Annotated in this window: 13 protein-coding genes and 2 tRNA genes; 9 read left to right on the top strand and 6 right to left on the bottom strand. The window is 62.6% G+C overall.

The window, feature by feature from the left end; translation table 11 throughout:
• Window positions 1-34: 34 nt before the first annotated feature.
• The 3 genes from V6590_RS02735 to cobS all read right to left on the bottom strand — a co-directional run bounded on the left by V6590_RS02735 (window position 35) and on the right by cobS (window position 4,982).
• A complete protein-coding gene (locus V6590_RS02735) occupies window positions 35-1,831 on the bottom strand; it encodes an aminopeptidase P family protein (RefSeq protein WP_335419138.1) in 1,797 nt (598 codons plus the stop codon).
• Window positions 1,832-1,937: 106 nt separating this feature from the next.
• Window positions 1,938-3,809 carry a cobaltochelatase subunit CobT gene (gene cobT, locus V6590_RS02730; RefSeq protein ID WP_335419135.1) on the bottom strand — a complete coding sequence of 624 codons (1,872 nt, stop codon included), beginning with the start codon at window positions 3,807-3,809 and terminating at the stop codon, window positions 1,938-1,940.
• A 186-nt stretch (window positions 3,810-3,995) separates the two neighbouring features.
• Window positions 3,996-4,982 (bottom strand): cobaltochelatase subunit CobS, encoded by a 987-nt coding sequence (gene cobS, locus V6590_RS02725; RefSeq protein WP_335419381.1) that lies wholly within the window; start codon window positions 4,980-4,982, stop codon window positions 3,996-3,998.
• A 200-nt stretch (window positions 4,983-5,182) separates the two neighbouring features.
• On the opposite strand from cobS, the gene V6590_RS02720 reads away from it, so the two are divergent.
• The 4 genes from V6590_RS02720 (at window position 5,183) to V6590_RS02705 (ending at window position 8,103) form a co-directional block, all read left to right on the top strand.
• A tRNA-Cys gene (locus V6590_RS02720) sits at window positions 5,183-5,256 on the top strand.
• 516 nt (window positions 5,257-5,772) lie between these two features.
• Window positions 5,773-6,027, top strand: a complete 255-nt coding sequence (locus V6590_RS02715) for a hypothetical protein (RefSeq protein WP_335419133.1) — start codon at window positions 5,773-5,775, stop codon at window positions 6,025-6,027.
• A gap of 94 nt (window positions 6,028-6,121) precedes the next feature.
• Window positions 6,122-7,204, top strand: coding sequence for a DUF6902 family protein (locus V6590_RS02710; RefSeq protein WP_335419130.1), 1,083 nt, complete (start codon window positions 6,122-6,124; stop codon window positions 7,202-7,204).
• Complete coding sequence (locus V6590_RS02705; RefSeq protein WP_335419129.1) at window positions 7,201-8,103, top strand: DMT family transporter; 903 nt, start codon at window positions 7,201-7,203, stop codon at window positions 8,101-8,103. Before V6590_RS02710 ends, V6590_RS02705 begins: the two co-directional genes overlap by 4 nt.
• 13 nt (window positions 8,104-8,116) lie before the next feature.
• Here the strand turns inward: V6590_RS02705 and V6590_RS02700 are convergent, their stop codons facing one another.
• Complete coding sequence (locus tag V6590_RS02700) at window positions 8,117-8,467, bottom strand: HesB/IscA family protein (protein ID WP_335419127.1); 351 nt, start codon at window positions 8,465-8,467, stop codon at window positions 8,117-8,119.
• Between the two features lie 90 nt (window positions 8,468-8,557).
• Between V6590_RS02700 and V6590_RS02695 the strand changes: the two genes are divergently transcribed.
• Window positions 8,558-9,724, top strand: coding sequence for a deoxyguanosinetriphosphate triphosphohydrolase (locus tag V6590_RS02695; RefSeq protein ID WP_335419378.1), 1,167 nt, complete (start codon window positions 8,558-8,560; stop codon window positions 9,722-9,724).
• Between the two features lie 13 nt (window positions 9,725-9,737).
• Here the strand turns inward: V6590_RS02695 and V6590_RS02690 are convergent, their stop codons facing one another.
• On the bottom strand, window positions 9,738-10,202 hold the full coding sequence (locus V6590_RS02690; RefSeq protein WP_335419124.1) for a disulfide bond formation protein B: 465 nt from the start codon (window positions 10,200-10,202) through the stop codon (window positions 9,738-9,740).
• An 8-nt stretch (window positions 10,203-10,210) separates the two neighbouring features.
• Window positions 10,211-10,789: a YqaA family protein gene (locus V6590_RS02685; protein ID WP_335419123.1), complete on the bottom strand. Its 579-nt coding sequence runs from the start codon at window positions 10,787-10,789 to the stop codon at window positions 10,211-10,213.
• 133 nt (window positions 10,790-10,922) lie between these two features.
• On the opposite strand from V6590_RS02685, the gene ypfJ reads away from it, so the two are divergent.
• The 4 genes from ypfJ to V6590_RS02665 all read left to right on the top strand — a co-directional run bounded on the left by ypfJ (window position 10,923) and on the right by V6590_RS02665 (window position 18,312).
• On the top strand, window positions 10,923-11,762 hold the full coding sequence (ypfJ, locus tag V6590_RS02680; RefSeq protein WP_335419120.1) for a KPN_02809 family neutral zinc metallopeptidase: 840 nt from the start codon (window positions 10,923-10,925) through the stop codon (window positions 11,760-11,762).
• A gap of 166 nt (window positions 11,763-11,928) precedes the next feature.
• Window positions 11,929-12,012, top strand: a tRNA-Leu gene (locus V6590_RS02675).
• Window positions 12,013-12,170: 158 nt separating this feature from the next.
• On the top strand, window positions 12,171-13,040 hold the full coding sequence (locus V6590_RS02670) for a DNA adenine methylase (RefSeq protein ID WP_335419116.1): 870 nt from the start codon (window positions 12,171-12,173) through the stop codon (window positions 13,038-13,040).
• Window positions 13,041-13,728: 688 nt separating this feature from the next.
• A complete protein-coding gene (locus V6590_RS02665) occupies window positions 13,729-18,312 on the top strand; it encodes an Ig-like domain-containing protein (protein ID WP_335419115.1) in 4,584 nt (1,527 codons plus the stop codon).
• Window positions 18,313-18,729: the final 417 nt, after the last annotated feature.

The following is an 18,729-nucleotide window of genomic DNA, read 5'->3' as shown; positions in this document are numbered from 1 at the left end:
CCTTGGCCGGGCTGTCCTGCCGGAAATGGGCGGATTACAGCGGCGCGCAGGCCGCCTGCAGCCAGGCCAGCACCGCGCCTTCGACCAGCGGTCCGATCTTTGCCAGCACCTCGGCATGATAGCTGTTCAACCAGTCGCGTTCGCCCGGGGCCAGCATCGCAAGGGTCACCAGACGACGGTCGAAGGGCACGAAGGTCAGGGTTTCAAAGGCATATTGCGCGCGCATATCGCCCAGGGGCGGGGCCTCCTGCACCACGATCAGGTTTTCCAGCCGGATGCCAAAGGCGCCGGGCCGGTAATACCCCGGCTCGTTCGACAGGATCATGCCGGGGGCCAGGGCCACTTCGCCCAGCCGCGACAGGCGCTGCGGCCCTTCATGCACGGAAAGGAAAGCCCCCACGCCGTGCCCGGTGCCATGGTCATAATCCTGCCCGGCCAGCCAGAGCGGTGCCCGCGCCAGCGGGTCCAGATCGCGCCCGGCCAAGCCCTTGGGAAAGCGCGCCCGACTGATGGCAATCAGCCCCTGCAAGACGCGGGTATAGCAGTCCGCCGCCTCGTCACCCGGATCGCCTATGGCCATCGTGCGGGTGATATCGGTCGTGCCATCCTGATACTGCGCGCCACTGTCCACCAGAAGCAGCATGTCGCGTTCAATGGCCCGGTTGGTGCCTTCGGTCACCCGGTAATGCATGATCGCGCCATTCGGCCCGGCCCCGCAGATCGTATCAAAGCTGAGATCGTGCAGCGCATTGGTCGCCCGACGAAAGCCTTCCAGCGCGGTCACCACGTCGATTTCGGTCAACCCGCCCTGTGGCGCCGCCCCGTCGAGCCAGTGCAGAAACCGCACCATGGCCGCCCCGTCGCGCAGATGCGCCGCCCGTGTGGCGGCAATCTCGGCCCCGGTCTTGCAGGCCTTGGGCAGGCGGCAGGGATCATCGCCCCAGACCCAGTCAACCCCGGCGTCATCCAGTTCCATCCGCACGGCCAAGGGCGCTGTGCTGCGGTCGATCCGCACCGGCCCCTGCAGGCTGTGCAGCCCGGGGACAAGGGCGGTTTCGGGGCGCAGCGTGACATGATCGCCCAGGTGGCTGCGGGTCTCCGCATCGAACTTGCCCGGATCGGCATAGAGCGTGACGCGCCCGTCGTCGAACAGCACGGCAAAGCCATGCAGCACCGGGTTGCGCGGCACATCGGCCCCGCGGATATTGAGCAGCCAGCACAGGCTGTCGGGCAGGGTGATCACCGACGCGCGCTGGCCAGCGCGGCGCAGATCCTCCGCCAGCCGGGCGCGTTTGGCCGCGCTGCTTTCGCCGGCCAGAGCGTCAGGATGGGCGAAGGCCCGGCCCAAAGGGGGGGCAGGCTGGTCGGGCCAGATCGCGTCAATCATGTTCGACACCGGGCGCAGCCCGATGCCGCTGCCTGCCAGCGCCTCTTCCAGACGGGCGATTTCGTCACCGGTATGCAGCCAGGGATCAAAGCCGATCTCGCCCCCGGTCAGGTGTTGGCGCAGCCAGTCGCCGGGTTTGACCTCGGGCCAATCCACCGGGGTGAAGGCGTCAAGGTCCACCTGATCGCGCACCTGCAGCCGATAGCGCCCATCGACGAACACACCCGCCACATCCGGCAACACGATGGCGAAACCGGCAGACCCGGTAAATCCGGTCAGCCAGGCCAGACGTTCATCCCGTGCGGCGACATATTCGCCCTGATGGGCATCGGCGCGCGGTACCAGAAACCCCGCCAGTCCCGCGCCCGCAAGCTGCGCCCGCAGCGCGGCCAGACGGGGCGGGCCAAGTTCGGGGCGGGCGGTGGTGGTGAAGGTCTGGAACATCGGTCCTCGCATGCGGAATCTTTGGCCGCAGGCTAGGCGAGACCGCCAGAAGGCACCAGAGGCGAAACGCCCATGCAGGCGGACCAGATCCCCGGCAGGCGGCAGGTTACCCCGCCTTTTTCACGACCCCGCGCGCCCGTTTGCGCGGATCGCTTTCAAACAGGCTGGCCAATTGTTCGGTCATGGCCCCGGCAAGCTGTTCGACATCGGTGATCGTCACCGCGCGCTGGTAATAGCGCGTCACATCATGGCCGATACCGATGGCGATCAGTTCCACCGCGCGGCGGCGTTCGATCAGCGCGATCACGTCGCGCAGGTGCTTTTCCAGAAAGCTGGCCGCGTTCACCGACAAGGTGCTGTCATCGACCGGGGCACCGTCGGAAATCACCATCAGGATGCGCCGGGCCTCCTTGCGGGCCATCATCCGGCGATGCGCCCATTCCAGCGCCTCGCCATCGATGTTTTCCTTCAACAGCCCCTCTTTCATCATCAGGCCCAGATTGGGCCGCGCGCGCCGCCAGGGGGCATCGGCGGATTTATAGATGATGTGGCGCAGATCGTTCAGCCGTCCGGGCTGCTGCGGACGGCCCGAGGCCAGCCATTTCTCGCGGCTCTGCCCGCCCTTCCAGGCCCGGGTGGTGAAGCCCAGGATTTCCACCTTCACACTGCAGCGTTCCAGCGTGCGCGCCAGAACATCGGCACAGATCGCGGCAATGCTGATGGGGCGCCCGCGCATCGACCCGGAATTGTCCAGCAGAAGCGTCACACAGGTATCGCGGAATTCGGTGTCCTTTTCCTGCTTGAAGGACAGCGGCGTTGTCGGATTGGCCACCACACGCGCCAGCCGCCCGGCATCCAGTGTACCCTCTTCCAGATCGAACAGCCAACTGCGGTTCTGCTGGGCCTGCAGGCGGCGCTGCAACTTGTTCGCCAGACGGCTGACGGCCCCCTTCAGCGGTTCAAGCTGCTGATCAAGATAGGCGCGCAACCGCTCCAGCTCGGCCGGTTCGGCCAGATCCTCGGCGCGGATCTCTTCGTCAAAGCCGGTGGTGTAAACCGTGTAATTCGGATCGGCGTCGGAATAGGGCGGCGGGGGCGGCGGGTCGAGCGGGGCTTCGCCCTCGGGCAACTCCGTCTCGTCGCCCTGTTCCATATCGGCGCTGTCTTCCATCGTGACCTGCGCCTGCGACTGATCCTGCTGTTCCTCCTGGCTGCGTTCGGGCGTGGCCTCGGCCTCATCTTCTTGCGACTGGTCTTCGCCCGCGCTGTCCTGGCTGTCTTCGTCCTGCTCGGCCTGATCGTCGGCCTGGTCGTCCAGATCCTCCTGATCCGGGTCATCGCCCAGCTGATCGCCATAGCCGAGATCCGAAATCACCTTGCGCGCCAGCCGGGCAAAGGCCGCCTGATCGGCCAGCGCGTCGCCCATGCCATCCAGGGTGCCACCAGCCTGGTCTTCGATGAAGCCGCGCCAGAGGTTCATCACATTTTCGGCCGCACGGGGTAGCGGAACACCGGTCGCCAGATGCCGCACTAGATAGCCCGCAGCTACCGGCAGCGGCGCCTCGGACGCCGCAGTGATCTGGCCATAGCCCTTGCGCTCGGCCTCGACCCCCAGCTTGTGGGCAATGTTCACGGCAGTGCCCGGCATGGCGCGGGCCCCAAGCGCCTCGGCGCGGGCGGTTTCCATCGCCTCGTAGATTTCCCGCGCAAGATTGCCGGTCGGAGCATAGCGGGCTGAAACCACCTCGTCATGGTGACGGCGGCGCAACGCAAGGGCATCGGCCGTGCCACGCGCCAGCATCACCTCGTCGCGCGTCATCCGGCGGCTGACCTGCGGCAGGCGCATGCCATCCTTGGTCAGCCCTGCCGGATCGACGGAATAGGTCACAGTCATGTCCGGATCATCGGCCATGGTCTTGGTGGCTTCGGCCAAGGCCTTCTTGAACGGATCGGCGGGGTTGTCGGTGGGTTTGGTCATCTCGCGCGCACGCTCCGGGTGTGGTGTTGCCTCAAAGACGGGGGGCTGTCTGCCCCCCGAACCCCCCGAGGATATTTGGGAACAGATGAATCGACCCCCGGATGCGCGGCTTTCATCTGTTCCTAAATATCCTCAGGGGGGTGAGGCCGCAGGCCGAGGGGGGCGCGAGCGCCCCCCTGCGACGGTTCACTTCATCGCCATCGAGGCGGCGCTTTCGGGCAGTTCCTCGCCAAAGCAGCGCTGATAGAATTCGGCCACGGTCTGACGTTCCAGTTCATCGCATTTGTTCAGGAAGGACAGCCGGAACGCATAGCCCACATTGCCGAAGATGCGGGCATTTTCGGCCCAGTTCAGCACTGTGCGGGGCGACATGACGGTGGACAGATCACCATTCATGAAGGCGGTCCGGGTCAGATCGGCCACGGTCACCATCTGGCTGATTGTCTTGCGGCCCTTGTCGGTATTGAAGAAGGCGTTCTTGGCCAGCACGATCGTGGTTTCGGCGTCATGCGACAGGTAGTTCAATGTGGCCACCAGGCTCCAGCGGTCCATCTGGGCCTGGTTGATCTGCTGGACGCCGTGATAGAGCCCGGTCGTATCGCCCAGACCCACGGTGTTGGCGGTCGCGAACAGCCGGAACGACGGGTGCGGCGTGATCACTTCGTTCTGATCCAGCAGGGTCAGCTTGCCGTCATGTTCCAGCACGCGCTGGATGACGAACATCACATCGGCGCGCCCGGCATCATATTCATCAAACACGATGGCGACCGGGTTGCGCAGTGCCCAAGGCAGGATGCCTTCGTGGAAGCGCGTCACCTGTTTGCCGTCTTCCAGCTTGATTGCATCTTTTCCTATCAGGTCGATCCGGCTGATATGGCTGTCAAGGTTCACCCGGACACAGGGCCAGTTCAGCCGAGCGGCCACCTGTTCGATATGGGTGGATTTACCGGTACCGTGATAGCCTTGGATCATCACGCGGCGGTTATAGGCAAAGCCTGCCAGGATCGCCAGCGTCGTATCCGGGTCGAACTTGTAGGTCGGGTCGATGTCAGGCACGCGGTCTGCGCGGTCAGCGAACCCCTTGACCTTCATGTCGGTGTCGATCCCGAAGACCTCGCGAACCGAGATTTCTTCGGTGGGTTTCACTACTTGATCCAGCATTCCGTCCGCCATCGCATCGGGCGCCCGAAAGGGGCGCGGTTCTTTCACAGGTTTTGTGGAACATATCGCGCAGGGCCGCAAGGGGAAGGCGTGTGCCCGACACAATCTGCCGCGCTTGCGCCCTGCGGGGTGGGCGCGCTAAAGCGGGCCGGGTTGCTGCCGATATGCGCTTGACGCCCCCGGCAGAAGCCCCTAAGTGATCCATCGGCTCCGGCGGGTTGGCGGAGAGGTTACGCAGCGGATTGCAAATCCGTGAAGATCGGTTCGATTCCGATACCCGCCTCCATTCATCTCCAAATGTTTGCCTACACCCGGGCCGCGCTCGCGGGATGGTTTACCATCGGTTTCACCTGTCATGCTTTGTGCACTGAACGTTCCTCTCGCCATCGCATGGCCGCGCATCCAGGTGCCTGGATATTGGCTGGCCTCAGGTGCACCCAGGGCCGTCTTTGCGGATCGGTTTCCGACCGGAACCTGTGAGACGCCGAAGACAGCAGACGATTTGCCAAAGATGAATCAGGCCGCTTCCGCAACATCAATGGGTCTGGCGACCAGGCATCGTTAACAATTTGTTAACTCGTGCGAATCACTCTCCGTCAGCGGGAATCTGGGGATAAGCCAGACCGGTTCAGGGGTGGATAAGTTGACGTGAGTGACAATGTCTCAACAACTTGCGCGGGTTACACGCGAAACGTGTTGTTGGGAAATCATCTAACAACCTGTGGGTGTAATTTCATTTGAAATCAACGCGATCTGGCGTGAACCTGAGGGCATTGAAACTGCTCGCAAGGGGGACAGAACCATGAGCGCACTTCGTAAAGCCGTTACCGAAACCACCGTCGCCACAACCGCAGATATGTTTGGCGGCTTCTCGGCCGACCTGATGCCCTGCTCGAATATCGAAGGGTCCGACATGCTGGCGGGCGGTGCTGTGGCGCTGATGCCCTGTTCCAACATCGAAACCGGGATGGCCGCCGATCTGATGCCCTGCTCGAACATCGAGGGGTCGGTGATGCTGGATGGCGCCGCTGCCGCGCTTATGCCCTGCTCCAACTGATCTGACTGACAGACCCCCCTTCATCGCCCTTTGCCCGGCGCGGAAGGGGGGCTTGCTGGCAAGGCCGGGCCGGGACCATCTGCAGGAATATCCGATGACCAATGTGCTCAGCTTTGCGCGTCGCTCTGCCCGCCCGGATGGTGGGCTGGGCGCCTTGCTTGCCGCCTTCGCCCATCATCGCCGCCGCCCCGGGGATGCGTTCTGGTTGAAGGAGAACGCCGAACTTCTGGGCATTCTGGCCGCTACCGGGCGGCGATTGCCCGATTTGCAGCTGGCCGTCTATCAGCCCTTCCATGAGGGTGTGGAAGAGCAGATCGCCTTTCATCCGCAATACTACCGCATGTTGCTTGGCCTGACCCTGTCGTTGGAGACCTTGGGCTTTCCAGGCGACAAGGGCCGCCGGCTGGCGGAATGGATTGCCGCACAGGGCTGGATCGACAGCGAGGTCAATGATCTGCAACGCGCCGAAACGCGTCATCTTCTGGCGCTGGCCGGGGTCGAGGTGGACCAGCCGGGCCTGGAGGCGCGGCTGCTGCAGTTCATGTCCCGGCCTGCCACCTTTGCACTGCCCAATCCGCGCGCGGCCTATGATCTGCTGCATGCGATCTTCTATCTGACCGGCTATGGCCGACGCCCGATGGAACTGCCCGCCAAAGCGCGCGAGTCGCTGCTGCATCTGGGCTGTCTTGCGCATCTGGAACAGAATGGCGATCTGCTGGCCGAAGTCCTGATTGCGCTGGCCTATTGCAACGAACCGTTGCCGCCGCTCTGGCTGGCGATGGTGCTGGCCGAACGGGCAGAATTCCGCATCCTGCCCGAGGAATGCCGGGATTCCGCCGATGCCTATCATAATTTTCTTGTCAATCAGTGGTTGTTGATCACTATTGGAGATACCGCTTTTTGCGAAACCTTTCCGGCAGGTCCGATGCGCTTTTCGTTGAACCGTTCCCCGATTTCACCCATGCGCGAATGGGCGCAGGCCTTGCAGAACATGGGGGAGGGGCGGCGGGCGGACTGGGCACGGATGCGCGCCGCCTGTCAGGGACGGGTCTCTGAAACCGCGATGCGGGTTGCAGATGCAGGTGCCGCCGGATCGCCGGGGTTCGAGACCTTCTTTGCGGTCTTTGCGCGTGAAGCCGGCCCCGCGCCTGCAGCCCGAAACCGGGTGGCGGGATGACCCCTGGTTTGGCACAGCCCGGCCTGATCCCGCGCGCGGCGCTTCTGGGCACCGGTCTCACGCTGATCAATACGTTGATTTCCGTCAGTGCGGATGCACTGGCCAAGGATCTGGTCACCACCTATGCCGCCCCGCAGCTGATGGCGCTGTCGGGGCTGCTGGCCGTGGCCTTCGGTCTGGTGCTGACCGGTGCAGGGCAGGGCGACAAGGTGTTGCGCAGCCCGGTGCCAGGCCTTGTGCTGATCCGGTCCTGTCTGGGGGCAATCAGCACGCTGGGGTTCTTTTATGCCTTGCAGATGCTTGATTTTGCGGCTGTCTTTCCGTTTATCGCCCTGATGCCGATCTTTGGGGCGTTGCTTTCGTGGGTGCTGCTGAAAGAGCGTATCCTGCAGGCCGCCTGGATTGCGCTTGGCTGTGGCATTGCCGGAATGATCATCATTCTGCCCGGTGTGCCGCATGGCGCGACGACGGGTTATCTGGTGGGGTTGGGGGCCAGCATGACCGGATCCGCCTCGCTGGTCCTGTCGCGCCGGATCAGCGCGCGGGGCACCCATTCCTTTGCGCAGGTGTTCTATGCCCAACTGGCCTGTGCCGCGCTTGGGCTGGTGTTGCTGCCGCTGGTCTGGCAACCGATGCAACCGCTGCATCTGGCCATGCTGGCCGCCTATACCGGTTTCATCATCGCGACCCGTTGGCTCATCGTCACGATCCTGCGCATGCTGCCCGCGCATGTCGTGCTGCAACTGGCCAACATCCAGTTCATCTGGATGGTCATTCTGGGTCACCATCTGTTCGGCGAAGTGGCGGGCCCGGAACTTCTGCTGGGGGCGGGGCTGATCATCCTGTCAGGCATCTGGCTGGTGAACCAGCAACACCGCGCCCAGACGCGACCGACCTGACCGGTCCAGCCCATCACATAGAAAATGACGTGCCGCAGCCGCAGCTTGACGCCGCATTGGGGTTGTTGATGACAAAACGCGCGCCGATCAGTTCTTCGGTGAAATCGATCACGGCGTTTTCCAGGAACGGCAGCGAAACCGGATCGACCAGAACCCGCTGGCCATTTTTCTCCAGCACCAGATCATCCGAGGCCGGATCGTCCTCCAGCCGAATGTCATACTGGAAGCCCGAACAGCCGCCACCTTCGACCGCGACGCGCAGCGCCTTGATCGCGCCGGTCATCTCGGCAATCTCGGCCAGCCGGGCAAAGGCCCGGTCGGTCACACGGGGAAGGCTGGCATCGGCGGGCAACTGCAGGTTCATGGCGCGATTTCCATAGGAGTCACGTTTGTTTCATCATATAGGCGTCAGGATGACCGCAGACAAGAACAACGACCTGAACCCGTGACCCAGATGCTTGCGCCCTTTGCCTGCCTGCCCGATGCCTCGCGCGGGCGGCTGCATCCCGAAGTGATGTCCACCTTCCGCTCGCCCTTTCAACGTGACCGCGACCGGATCATCCATTCTTCGGCCTTTCGTCGGCTGAAACACAAGACGCAGGTCTTCATCGAACATGAGGGCGACTATTATCGCACCCGGCTGACCCATTCGATCGAGGTGGCGCAGGTCGCGCGCACCATTTCGGGTGTGCTGGGGCTGAACACCGATCTGGCCGAATGTATCGCGCTGGCGCATGATCTGGGCCATACGCCCTTTGGCCATACCGGCGAAGACGCGCTGGCGCGGCTGATGGCCCCCTATGGCGGGTTTGATCATAACGCCCAGGCGCTGCGGATCGTCACCCGGCTGGAGCGGCATTATGCGGGTTTTGACGGGCTGAACCTGACCTGGGAAAGCCTGGAAGGCATTGCCAAGCATAACGGCCCGGTGATCGGCCCCAATGCGGATGAAAAACATGCCGGCCCCTTGCCTTACGCGCTGGCCGAAGTGAATGCGGAATGGGATCTGGACCTGCACACCCATGCCAGCGCCGAAGCGCAGGTGGCCGCAATTGCCGATGACGTGGCCTATAGCCATCACGATCTGCATGATGGTCTGCGGTCTGGCCTGTTCACCGAGGCCGATCTGATGGAACTGCCCGTCACCGCCCCGGCCTTTGATGAGGTGGACCGGCTTTATCCCGGGCTGGACAGGATGCGGCGGCGGCACGAGGCTTTGCGCCGGGTCTTTGGCCGTATGGTCGAAGACGTGATCCATGTGGCCCAGAACCGGCTGGAGGCGGCGCAACCCAAATCGGTTGATGACATCCGTCAGATGGGCATGACGGTCATCCGTTTTTCGAAACCGCTCTATCAGGAACTGAAGGCGGTGCGCAGCTTCCTGTTCCATCGCATGTATCGCGCGCCTTCTGTGGTGGAAATGCGCGCACGCGTCACGGCCATGCTGGATGACCTGTTCCCGCTGTTCCTGCGCAACCCGGATCTGCTGCCACAGGAATGGCGTGCCGATATCGATGCCGCGCAGGACGATACGCAACTGGCCCGCATCGTGGCAGATTATGTGGCAGGGATGACCGACCGCTTTGCCATTCAGGAACACGGTCGGCTGTTTGGCACCTGAGGGGGCGCGGCGTTCAGCGCCGGGCAGCGCCGATCCAGACCAGCGCCAGAAGGGCCGAAATCACCATGTTCCAGCCTGCCATGGACAGGCCGAGCATCTGCCAGGCAATCGCATCGCAGCGCACGACGGCCCCGACATCGGCGGAAGGGTTCAGCAGGTCTGACGTGCTGATCCCGGCGATGCTGCCGCCCGAGCAGGATTGCAATCCCTCCCACCAGCCCAGTTCGACCCCGGCATGAAACCCGCCGATCCCGGCTGTGGCCAATGCGGCCAAAGCGCCCAGCCACGCCAGATTGCGCTGACCTGACGCCAGCGCCGCCAGACCGATCAGCACAGCCGCCAGATGCGGCCAACGCTGCCAGAGACACAGCTCGCAGGGTGCCAACCCGCCGATGTATTGAAAGGCCAGAGCCCCCAGCAGCAGGGCGGCAGACCCGGCACTGGCGATGGCAACAAGCAGGCGCGAGGTTTGGGTCATGTCAGGTCTCACAGGAATTTCACGGCATAAAACCCGCCGAGCAGCAGCGCGACGGCAAGGGTGAACATCAGCCCGAGGCGACGTTCGATGAAGTCGCGGATGGGGGCGCCGAATTTCCACAACAGGGCGGCAACCAGAAAGAACCGCAGCCCGCGCGCCAACACCGAGGCCAGCATGAAGACCGGCAGTGACAGGTCCGTCGCGCCCGACAGGATGGTGACCACCTTGTAGGGGAAGGGCGTGACACCCGCGATCAGCACGGCCCAGGCCCCCCAGGAATTGTAGGTTTGCGCAAAGACCTCGAACTTGTCGGTCATGCCATAGAAGGCCAGCACCGGTTGGCCGATGCTGTCGAATAGGAAAAGCCCGATCAGATATCCGGCAAGTCCCCCCAGAACCGAGGCAAGGGTGCTGACCGCGGCAATCAGAAAGGCGCGATGCGGGGCGGCCACGATCATCGGGATCATCAGGATATCGGGCGGAATCGGAAAGACCGAACTTTCGATGAAGGCCACCGCCGCCAGCGCCGCCAGGGCATGGCGGTGGCTGGCCAGCGAAAGGGTCCAGTCGTAAAGGGCGCGGATCATGCGGGCTCCGGTCAGGCTTTGGGTGCTTGCAGCACGGGGGGGCAGCGGCGTCAAGGTCCGGGGGCGGCTCCGGGGCTTCCGGCAGGGCGGGAAAGGCGCTAGGCTCGCGGCAAAGTGAGCTTTGGGGGTGATCATGGAGTGGAAGGGCCGTCGCGGCAGCCGCAATATCGAGGATCGTCGCAGCGCCGGTGTGGGCCGGGGCGGCGCGGTTGGCGGGGTGGGGGTGATTGCCGTTTTGCTGATCGGCTATTTCCTCGGGATTGATGTGACCCCGTTGCTGGATGGCGGTGCGCTCCCCGATCAAGGGGGCGAGTTGACCGAGGCCGATCGTGAGGCCGGCGAATTCGTTTCGGTCACGCTGGCCGATACCGAGGAAGTCTGGGGCCATGTGTTCCCTGAACAGGTCGGGCGCCGCTATACCCCGCCGGTTCTGGTGCTGTACAAGGGCGCGACCCAATCGCCCTGCGGCGGGGCCAGCGGGGCGACCGGGCCGTTCTATTGCCCGGCAGATCGCAAGGTCTATCTCGACACGGCATTCTTCACCACCATGGCCCGGCAACTGGGGGCCAAGGGCGATTTCGCGGCGGCTTATGTCGTGGCGCATGAAGTGGCCCATCATGTGCAGAACGAGATCGGGATTCTGGGCAAGGCCAACCGCGTGCGCCAGCAGTCATCGCAGGAAGACAGCAACGCGATTTCGGTGCGCATCGAATTGCAGGCCGACTGCCTGTCGGGCATCTGGGCGCGCGAGGCCGAGGCGCGGTTTGGCACATTAGATCGCGGCGATCTGGAAGAGGCCGTGAACGCGGCGCGGCAGATCGGGGACGATACCTTGCAGCGCAACGCCGGGCGGCGCCCGATGCCGCATACCTTTACCCATGGCACTTCGGAGCAGCGCGCGCGCTGGTTCCTGCGTGGCTACAAATCCGGCGACATGGCGCAATGCGATACTTTCGCCGCCCGCAATCTTTAGCGCGTCGGCTATAGCAAGGCCCCATTGACGCCTTGGGCGCAGCGGGCTAAACCACGCTGCGCAGGCCCGAAATGCCGTGCTGCCGGGTTTGTGGCAGCGATGCAGACGGGGTAATGCAGACGACCTCTCACCGGTGCGGCCCGTTCATTGCCGCATCAGCAAGAGTGCGGGTGTGGCGGAATGGTAGACGCAGGGGTCTCAAACACCCCCGCCGCAAGGCATGCCGGTTCGAGTCCGGCCACCCGCACCATGAGGTGCCCCAGATGAAGACCAACGCGCCGGGTTCGGCACCTGCTTGCCAGGCAGCATGTTCTGCGGCATGTCGGTCAGGCCCCGGTTGCGGGGCTTTGTCCGCGGCAAAAGGGGACCGGGATGCAGCAGGCCTTGCCTGAGCCACAGAGCGCGGCCATGCAGCCGACCACAGGGGCCGCGCGGTCCAGACCGTTCAAGACCCAGCTGATCAAATGGATCGGCAACAAACAGAAATTCGCGCATGAGATCATCGCGCAGTTTCCGCCTGCGTTCGGGGCCTATCACGAGCCGTTTCTGGGGGCGGGCGGGGTGATGGCGACGCTGGCGCCCCGGCAGGGCTTTGGGTCGGACATCTTTGCGCCGCTGGTGGAAATCTGGCAGTGCCTTGCTGATGATCCCGCGCAACTGAAGCAATGGTATGCTGCGCGCTGGCACGAATTTCACGCCGCATCTGACAAGGTGGCTGGCTACGAGGCGATCAAGGCGCGCTACAATGCCACGCCGAACGGCGCTGATTTCCTGTTCCTGACCCGTTCCTGTTATGGGGGCGTCGTGCGGTTTCGCAAGTCCGACGGCCATATGTCCACGCCAGTCGGCGCACATGATCCGATCGCGCCGGTTGCCTTTGCCCGCCGCGTTGACACCTGGCAAAACCGCATGCACGGGTGCCGTTTCGAGCGGATGGACTATGCCGAAGCCATGGCCCGGGCCCGGCCCGGCGATCTGGTCTATTGCGATCCGCCCTATGCGCATTCGCAGACCATTCTTTACGGGGCGCAGAGCTTCAGCCTGTCAGGGCTCATGGAGGCGATCGACGCCTGCAAGCGCCGCGGTGTCCATGTGGTACTGAGCATCGACGGCACCAAGAAAAGCGGCAACCATTACTGTGACATTGACCTGCCAGAGGGGCTGTTTGCCCGCGAATTGATGGTGAATGTCGGGCGTTCCATGCTGAAGCGGTTCCAGATGGGCGGCCAGACCTGCGAGAGCGAAGAGGTCCGGGATCGGTTGCTTCTGACCTATTGACCAGACCGCACGATGCCGTGCAGGGGGCTATGGGGCATCGCCGAGCGGCAGGCGATTCGGATTTTGTAAAGGTTAACCAAGTCTTAACGTGGCGACAGTCGCTCCCAAACTGCCCGATTGGTTCGCAACAAGGAACGCAGAATGGCCAGATCGCGGCAAAACCATGGCTTTGGTTAACGCAGCGGCAGGCGACTTGATTGTTCGCCTTCATGGGACAATATCGCCGGAAAACTTCAAGACTGGGCGGGCTTTGTGGCTGAATCAGAGTTAATTTCGCGTCCAGGGCGACAGATATCAAAAGTCTGCGGTCCATCGGGCCCGCAATTCTGGCCATAGCTTGACTGCGCGCCACAGATTTTTCACTTTTCGTAAAGGATAACAAAAGGTATTCAGGATATGTCTTGCTGGGTGAGACATATGGCCGTGGGGGCGGTCGTAAGTGGTGTTGCGTCTTAGGACGCGGGAGTTGTGACGGAAAGTGCTGCCATAATCGGGATTTCAGACGTTTGGTGCGCTGTTTTGCGCCCTCTTCACCCATGACTGGCGGATTTTTCTGATCGCTCCGATCCATTTGACGACAGGTCTGTAATTCACAGCGCCCGCAAGGGGGCTGGCGCAGGTCATGGGCCCGTTGGGCCGTCAATTTGGATCGGGCCCGAGTGACCGGGCCTCGAGTGAGGAAACGAAGATGCCGGTGTTCGCGCTCTACAACTTTGAAGACACGGGAACCATTGCCGCAGATTCAGCGCTCTCCAACGGGGCGCAGAACGGCATCTATCTGAACGGTGCGGCCTCCAACGGCACGCAGGCGGTTCTTGATGGCACGGACGATCTGGTCAAGATCTACACCGACCCGACGTTCCAGCTGGACCGCGGCACGCTGGAAATCCAGTTCGTGACGACTGAACAGCAGCCGTTGACCGAGGTGCAGACCGTGCTGTCGCGCGACAGTGTCGGCACCAATCCGGGCGGTTTCCGCGTGGAGATCAATGTCGATGGCAGCATCACGGTCAGCCATGAAAGCGCAACCGGTACGGAAACCTGGACCACAGAGCCGGGGTTCATCGTGCCGGGCGACAATATCAACCTGACCTATTCCTGGGACGAGGCGACAGGCGGTGAAATCCAGCTGTCCAACCTGACCACAGGTGCCAGTTTTGAAGACGATGTCCCGGCGGGCCTGACCATGGATCAATCGGCGGCCGGGCAGAACCAGCCTTGGCTGGTCGGTGCGGGGCAATCGCTGTCCGACCCGAATCTGCTGAACAATGTGAACCAGTTCTTCGGCGGTGGCATCGAATATTTCTCGCTGTCTGATACCGTTGACAACAAGGGTGGCGATCCCACCGCGAACCCGGACACGGCGACCACCGACGAAGATACGTTGGTGAACATTCCGGTTCTGGACAATGACACCGATCCGACCGGTCAGCCGCTGACGGTGACCGATGCGACCGCGACCAATGGCACGGTGACCATTCGGCCAGACGGATCGCTGGATTACCTGCCGAACCAAGATTACAACGGCCCTGATACCATCACCTATACGGTGCGCGATCCCGATGGGAACACGTCCACCTCCACCGTGAGCGTGACCGTGAACCCGGTGAATGACGCGCCCGTGGCCAACCCGGATACGGCGGTGGGGCTAACGGGCAATCCGATCACCATTCCGGTGCTGGATAACGACACCGATGTCGATGGTGATCCGCTGTCGATCAGCGGCACGCCCACATCGCCCGACGGGACCGTGGTCGTGAATGGCGATGGCACCATCACATTCACGTCGAACCCCGGTTTCACGGGCGAAACCACCATCACATATGTGGTGACCGATCCGGAAGGTGCGACTGATACCGGAACTGTAACGGTGTTTGTCGGCTCTGACCCGGGCCCGCGCACGCAAGATGGCGTCGTGCGTGGTACGGCGGGGGATGATCTGATCGATACGGCCTATATTGATCCGTTTGACGATGATCGCGTCGATGCGAATGATGCAATCCTGCCAGGCGAGATCGGCAATGACGACATCATTCTGGCCGGCTCGGGCAATGACACCGTGCTGGCGGGCGACGGCGACGATCAGGTCACCGGCGCGGGTGGCGATGACAGTCTGGACGGCGGCGTCGGCAATGATTTCATGACCGGCGATACCGGTGATGACACGCTGTTCGGCGGCGCGGGCGATGACACGCTGGCCGGTGGGGCTGATGAAAACACGCTGTATGGTGGCGATGGCAATGACAGTGTGATCGGCGGTCAATCCAATGACCTGATCGAGACTGGCAACGGCGCAAGCTCGCCCGACCGGGCTTTCCCGGGGCTCTATCCGGCCGATGGCGACCCCGACGATGACCGTGATGTCGTCGATGCGGGCGATGGCGACGACACGATCCGCACCGGCGATGATGCTGACACGATTCAGGCAGGTGGCGGGGCCGATCTGGTTGAGGCCGGAGATGATGCCGACAGCGTGATCGGTGCTGCCGGTGATGACACCATCCTTGGCGGCGAAGGGTCGGATACCCTGACCGGTGACAACGGAAATGACGTGCTGCATGGCGGCACCCCCGATGATGCGACCGATCCGACCCATCTGGCCGATGCGACGGACCCGGATACGGACAACAACCGCGACAGTCTGGTCGGTGGCCAGGGCGACGACTCGATCTATGGCGGGGACGACGACGACACGCTGCTGGGTGGCCAAGGCAATGATCTGCTGGATGGCGGCATTGACGAGGACGACCTGCAGGGCGCCCTCGGCAACGACACGTTGATTGGCGGGGCCGGGGCTGACACGCTGGTAGGCGGCGGCGACCGCGATCTGTTCCTGGGCGGGGATATCGGCGAATCTGTCGACGGTTCGGAAAACGGTGATGATTTCGATACGCTCGACCTGAGCGGGGTTGGCCCGATCTCCATCGTCTATGATGCGGACAATATCGAAAACGGCACGGTCACTTTCCTGGATGCGGGCGGTGCGGCCACCGGCACCATGCGCTTTGTGAACATCGAGAATGTGATTTCCGATGTGCCGGATGCCAATCCCGATGCTGCCTCGACGCCGCAGGGCGTTGCGGTGACCATTCCGGTTCTGGCCAATGATAGCGACCCGAATGGCGACCCGCTGACCGTGATCAGCGCAAGCGCGCCCAACGGCACTGTCACCATCAATGCCGATGGCACGCTGGCCTATGATCCGGATGATGGTTTCTTCGGGATCGACACGATCACCTATACGATCACCGATCCCGACGGCAATCAGGACACGACCACCGTTGCCGTGACCGTGGTGCCTTCCGATGGGAACAGCGATCCGGTGGCGAACCCGGATTTCGCGACCACGCCCATCAATACGGCGGTCACCATCCCGGTGCTGCAGAACGATGATGACGTGGATGGCGATCCGATCAGCCTGATCGGTACGCCCAGCTCGCCCAATGGCACGGTGACGGTCACCCCGGATGGCGAACTGGTCTTTACCCCGGATACCGGCTTTACCGGCCCGACGACGATCACCTATGAAATCAGTGATGGCCGTGGCGGCACCGATATCGGCACGGTCACGGTGCGCGTGACGCCCGCCCCGGGCCGGGACGGGTATGTCGATGGCACCGCAGGGGGCGACCTGATCGATCTGGCCTATACCGGCGACCCGGATGGCGATTTCATCGATCGCGATGATGCGATCCTGCCGGGCGATGCCCCGAATGATGACCGTGTCCGCGCCGGTGATGGCAATGACACCATTCTGGCCGGGCTTGGCGACGATTCGATCCTTGCGGGCGATGGTGACGATGTTGCGGATGGTGGTGAAGGTGACGACACGATCATCGGCTGGCATGGCAATGACACGATCCTCGGCTTTACCGGCAATGATCTTGTCCGCGGTGGTCAGGGCGATGACCTGATTGCCACCGAAGGTGGCACCGGGGCTTTCCCGCTGCCGGATATCGACTACCCCGGACTCTATCCGGCTGACAGCGACCCGTTTGATGACCGCGACACCATCTATGGTGGTGACGGCAATGATACGGTACGCACCGGCGATGATGCCGACCTGATCTATGGTGGCGATGAAGATGACCTGCTGAATGGCGGCATCGACAATGACACCATCTATGGCGGGCGCGATGACGATACGGTCATCGGCGGCGAAGGGGCCGATGTCATCGATCTGGGGAATGGGGACGATCTGGCCTATGGCGGGCTGCAGCCTGACCTGCCGGATAGCGTGAACATCCCCGATGCGACCGATCTGCGCCCGAACAATGGCAATGACCTGATCCTGGGTGGTCTGGGCAATGACACCATCTTTGGCCTTGATGATGATGACACCATTGATGGCGGTTCCGGCAATGACCTGCTGAATGGCGGTATCGACGAGGACGTGATCACCGGTGGCACCGGCAATGACACGATCATTGGCGGGCAGGGCACCGATACCATGTTCGGTGGCGATGATCGCGACACCTTCATTGTCGACTCGCAGAATGATGCCATCGGCGATCTGATCGACGGCAATGAAGGCGGCGACGATTTCGACACGCTGGATCTGCGCGGCTCTGGCCCGATCCGCATCGACTATGATCCGACCAATGCCGAAAACGGTGTGGTGAACTTCCTTGATACCGACGGGTCTGTGCGCGGCACGATGACCTTCACGAATATCGAGAATGTCATCCCCTGCTTTACCCCCGGCACGCTGATCGCGACGCCGCGTGGTGAAGTGCCGGTGGAAGAGCTCAAGGTCGGCGACCGGGTCATCACCCGTGACAACGGGATCCAGCAGATCCGCTGGATGGGATCGCGCGCGCTGAGCTGGTCTGACCTGTCGCTGAACCCGCACCTGAAGCCGATCCTGATCCGTCAGGGTAGCCTTGGCAACGGCTTGCCCGAACGCGACATGATGGTCAGCCCGAACCACCGGGTTCTGGTCGCCAATGATCGTACCGCGCTTTATTTCGACGAACATGAGGTGCTGGTTGCGGCCAAGCATCTGGTGGCCGGGCGTGGGGTGCATGAGGTGGACAGCATGGGCACGACCTATCTGCACATGATGTTTGACCGGCATGAGGTCGTGTTGTCGAACGGGGCCTGGACCGAAAGCTTCCAGCCCGGTGACTATACGCTCAAGGGCATGGGCAATGCGCAGCGCAACGAAATCTTCGAGCTGTTCCCCGAATTGAAGACCGAAGAAGGGCGCGACTCCTATGGTGCGGCGCGGCGCACGCTGAAGAAGCACGAGGCGAAGCTACTGGTGAAGTGACAGAATGGCAGCAACGCCGGGCCCCCAAACACCCGGCGTTCACCTGAAAAGCCCCCCTTGTGGGGGCTTTTCTATTAACCAATATGGCGATCCGTCGTCCCTACGGTAATCTGAACACAGGTTCGGAAACCGATACAATCCCTGATATTGTGGGTTTTTGTTGCGATGCAGCCTTCGTGGCCGCATTCCTGCCATGAATTCGTCAGGCATTCCCCTGATACTGCCCCAATCGGCCCATGTTTCGGCCACCTTCATATCTTAACCCGTTTGGAAGAAATTCCCTGCCCGTCGGCCGCGTGCCCGGGCGGGGATCGTGGTTTCATGCCTATGAGGGTTGATATGGGGTGCGGTCCTGTCAGACGAGGTGAAATTCCGGCGATGCCCGGAAGGCTTCAAGCTGGCCTTAATCTTCCCATG

The sequence above is a fragment of the Gemmobacter denitrificans genome (assembly GCF_036964905.1).
GTDB classification, from domain to species: Bacteria; Pseudomonadota; Alphaproteobacteria; order Rhodobacterales; family Rhodobacteraceae; genus Gemmobacter; species Gemmobacter denitrificans.
The sequence above is the reverse complement of the archived record's forward strand: the minus strand, read 5'-3'. Positions and strand labels throughout refer to the sequence as shown.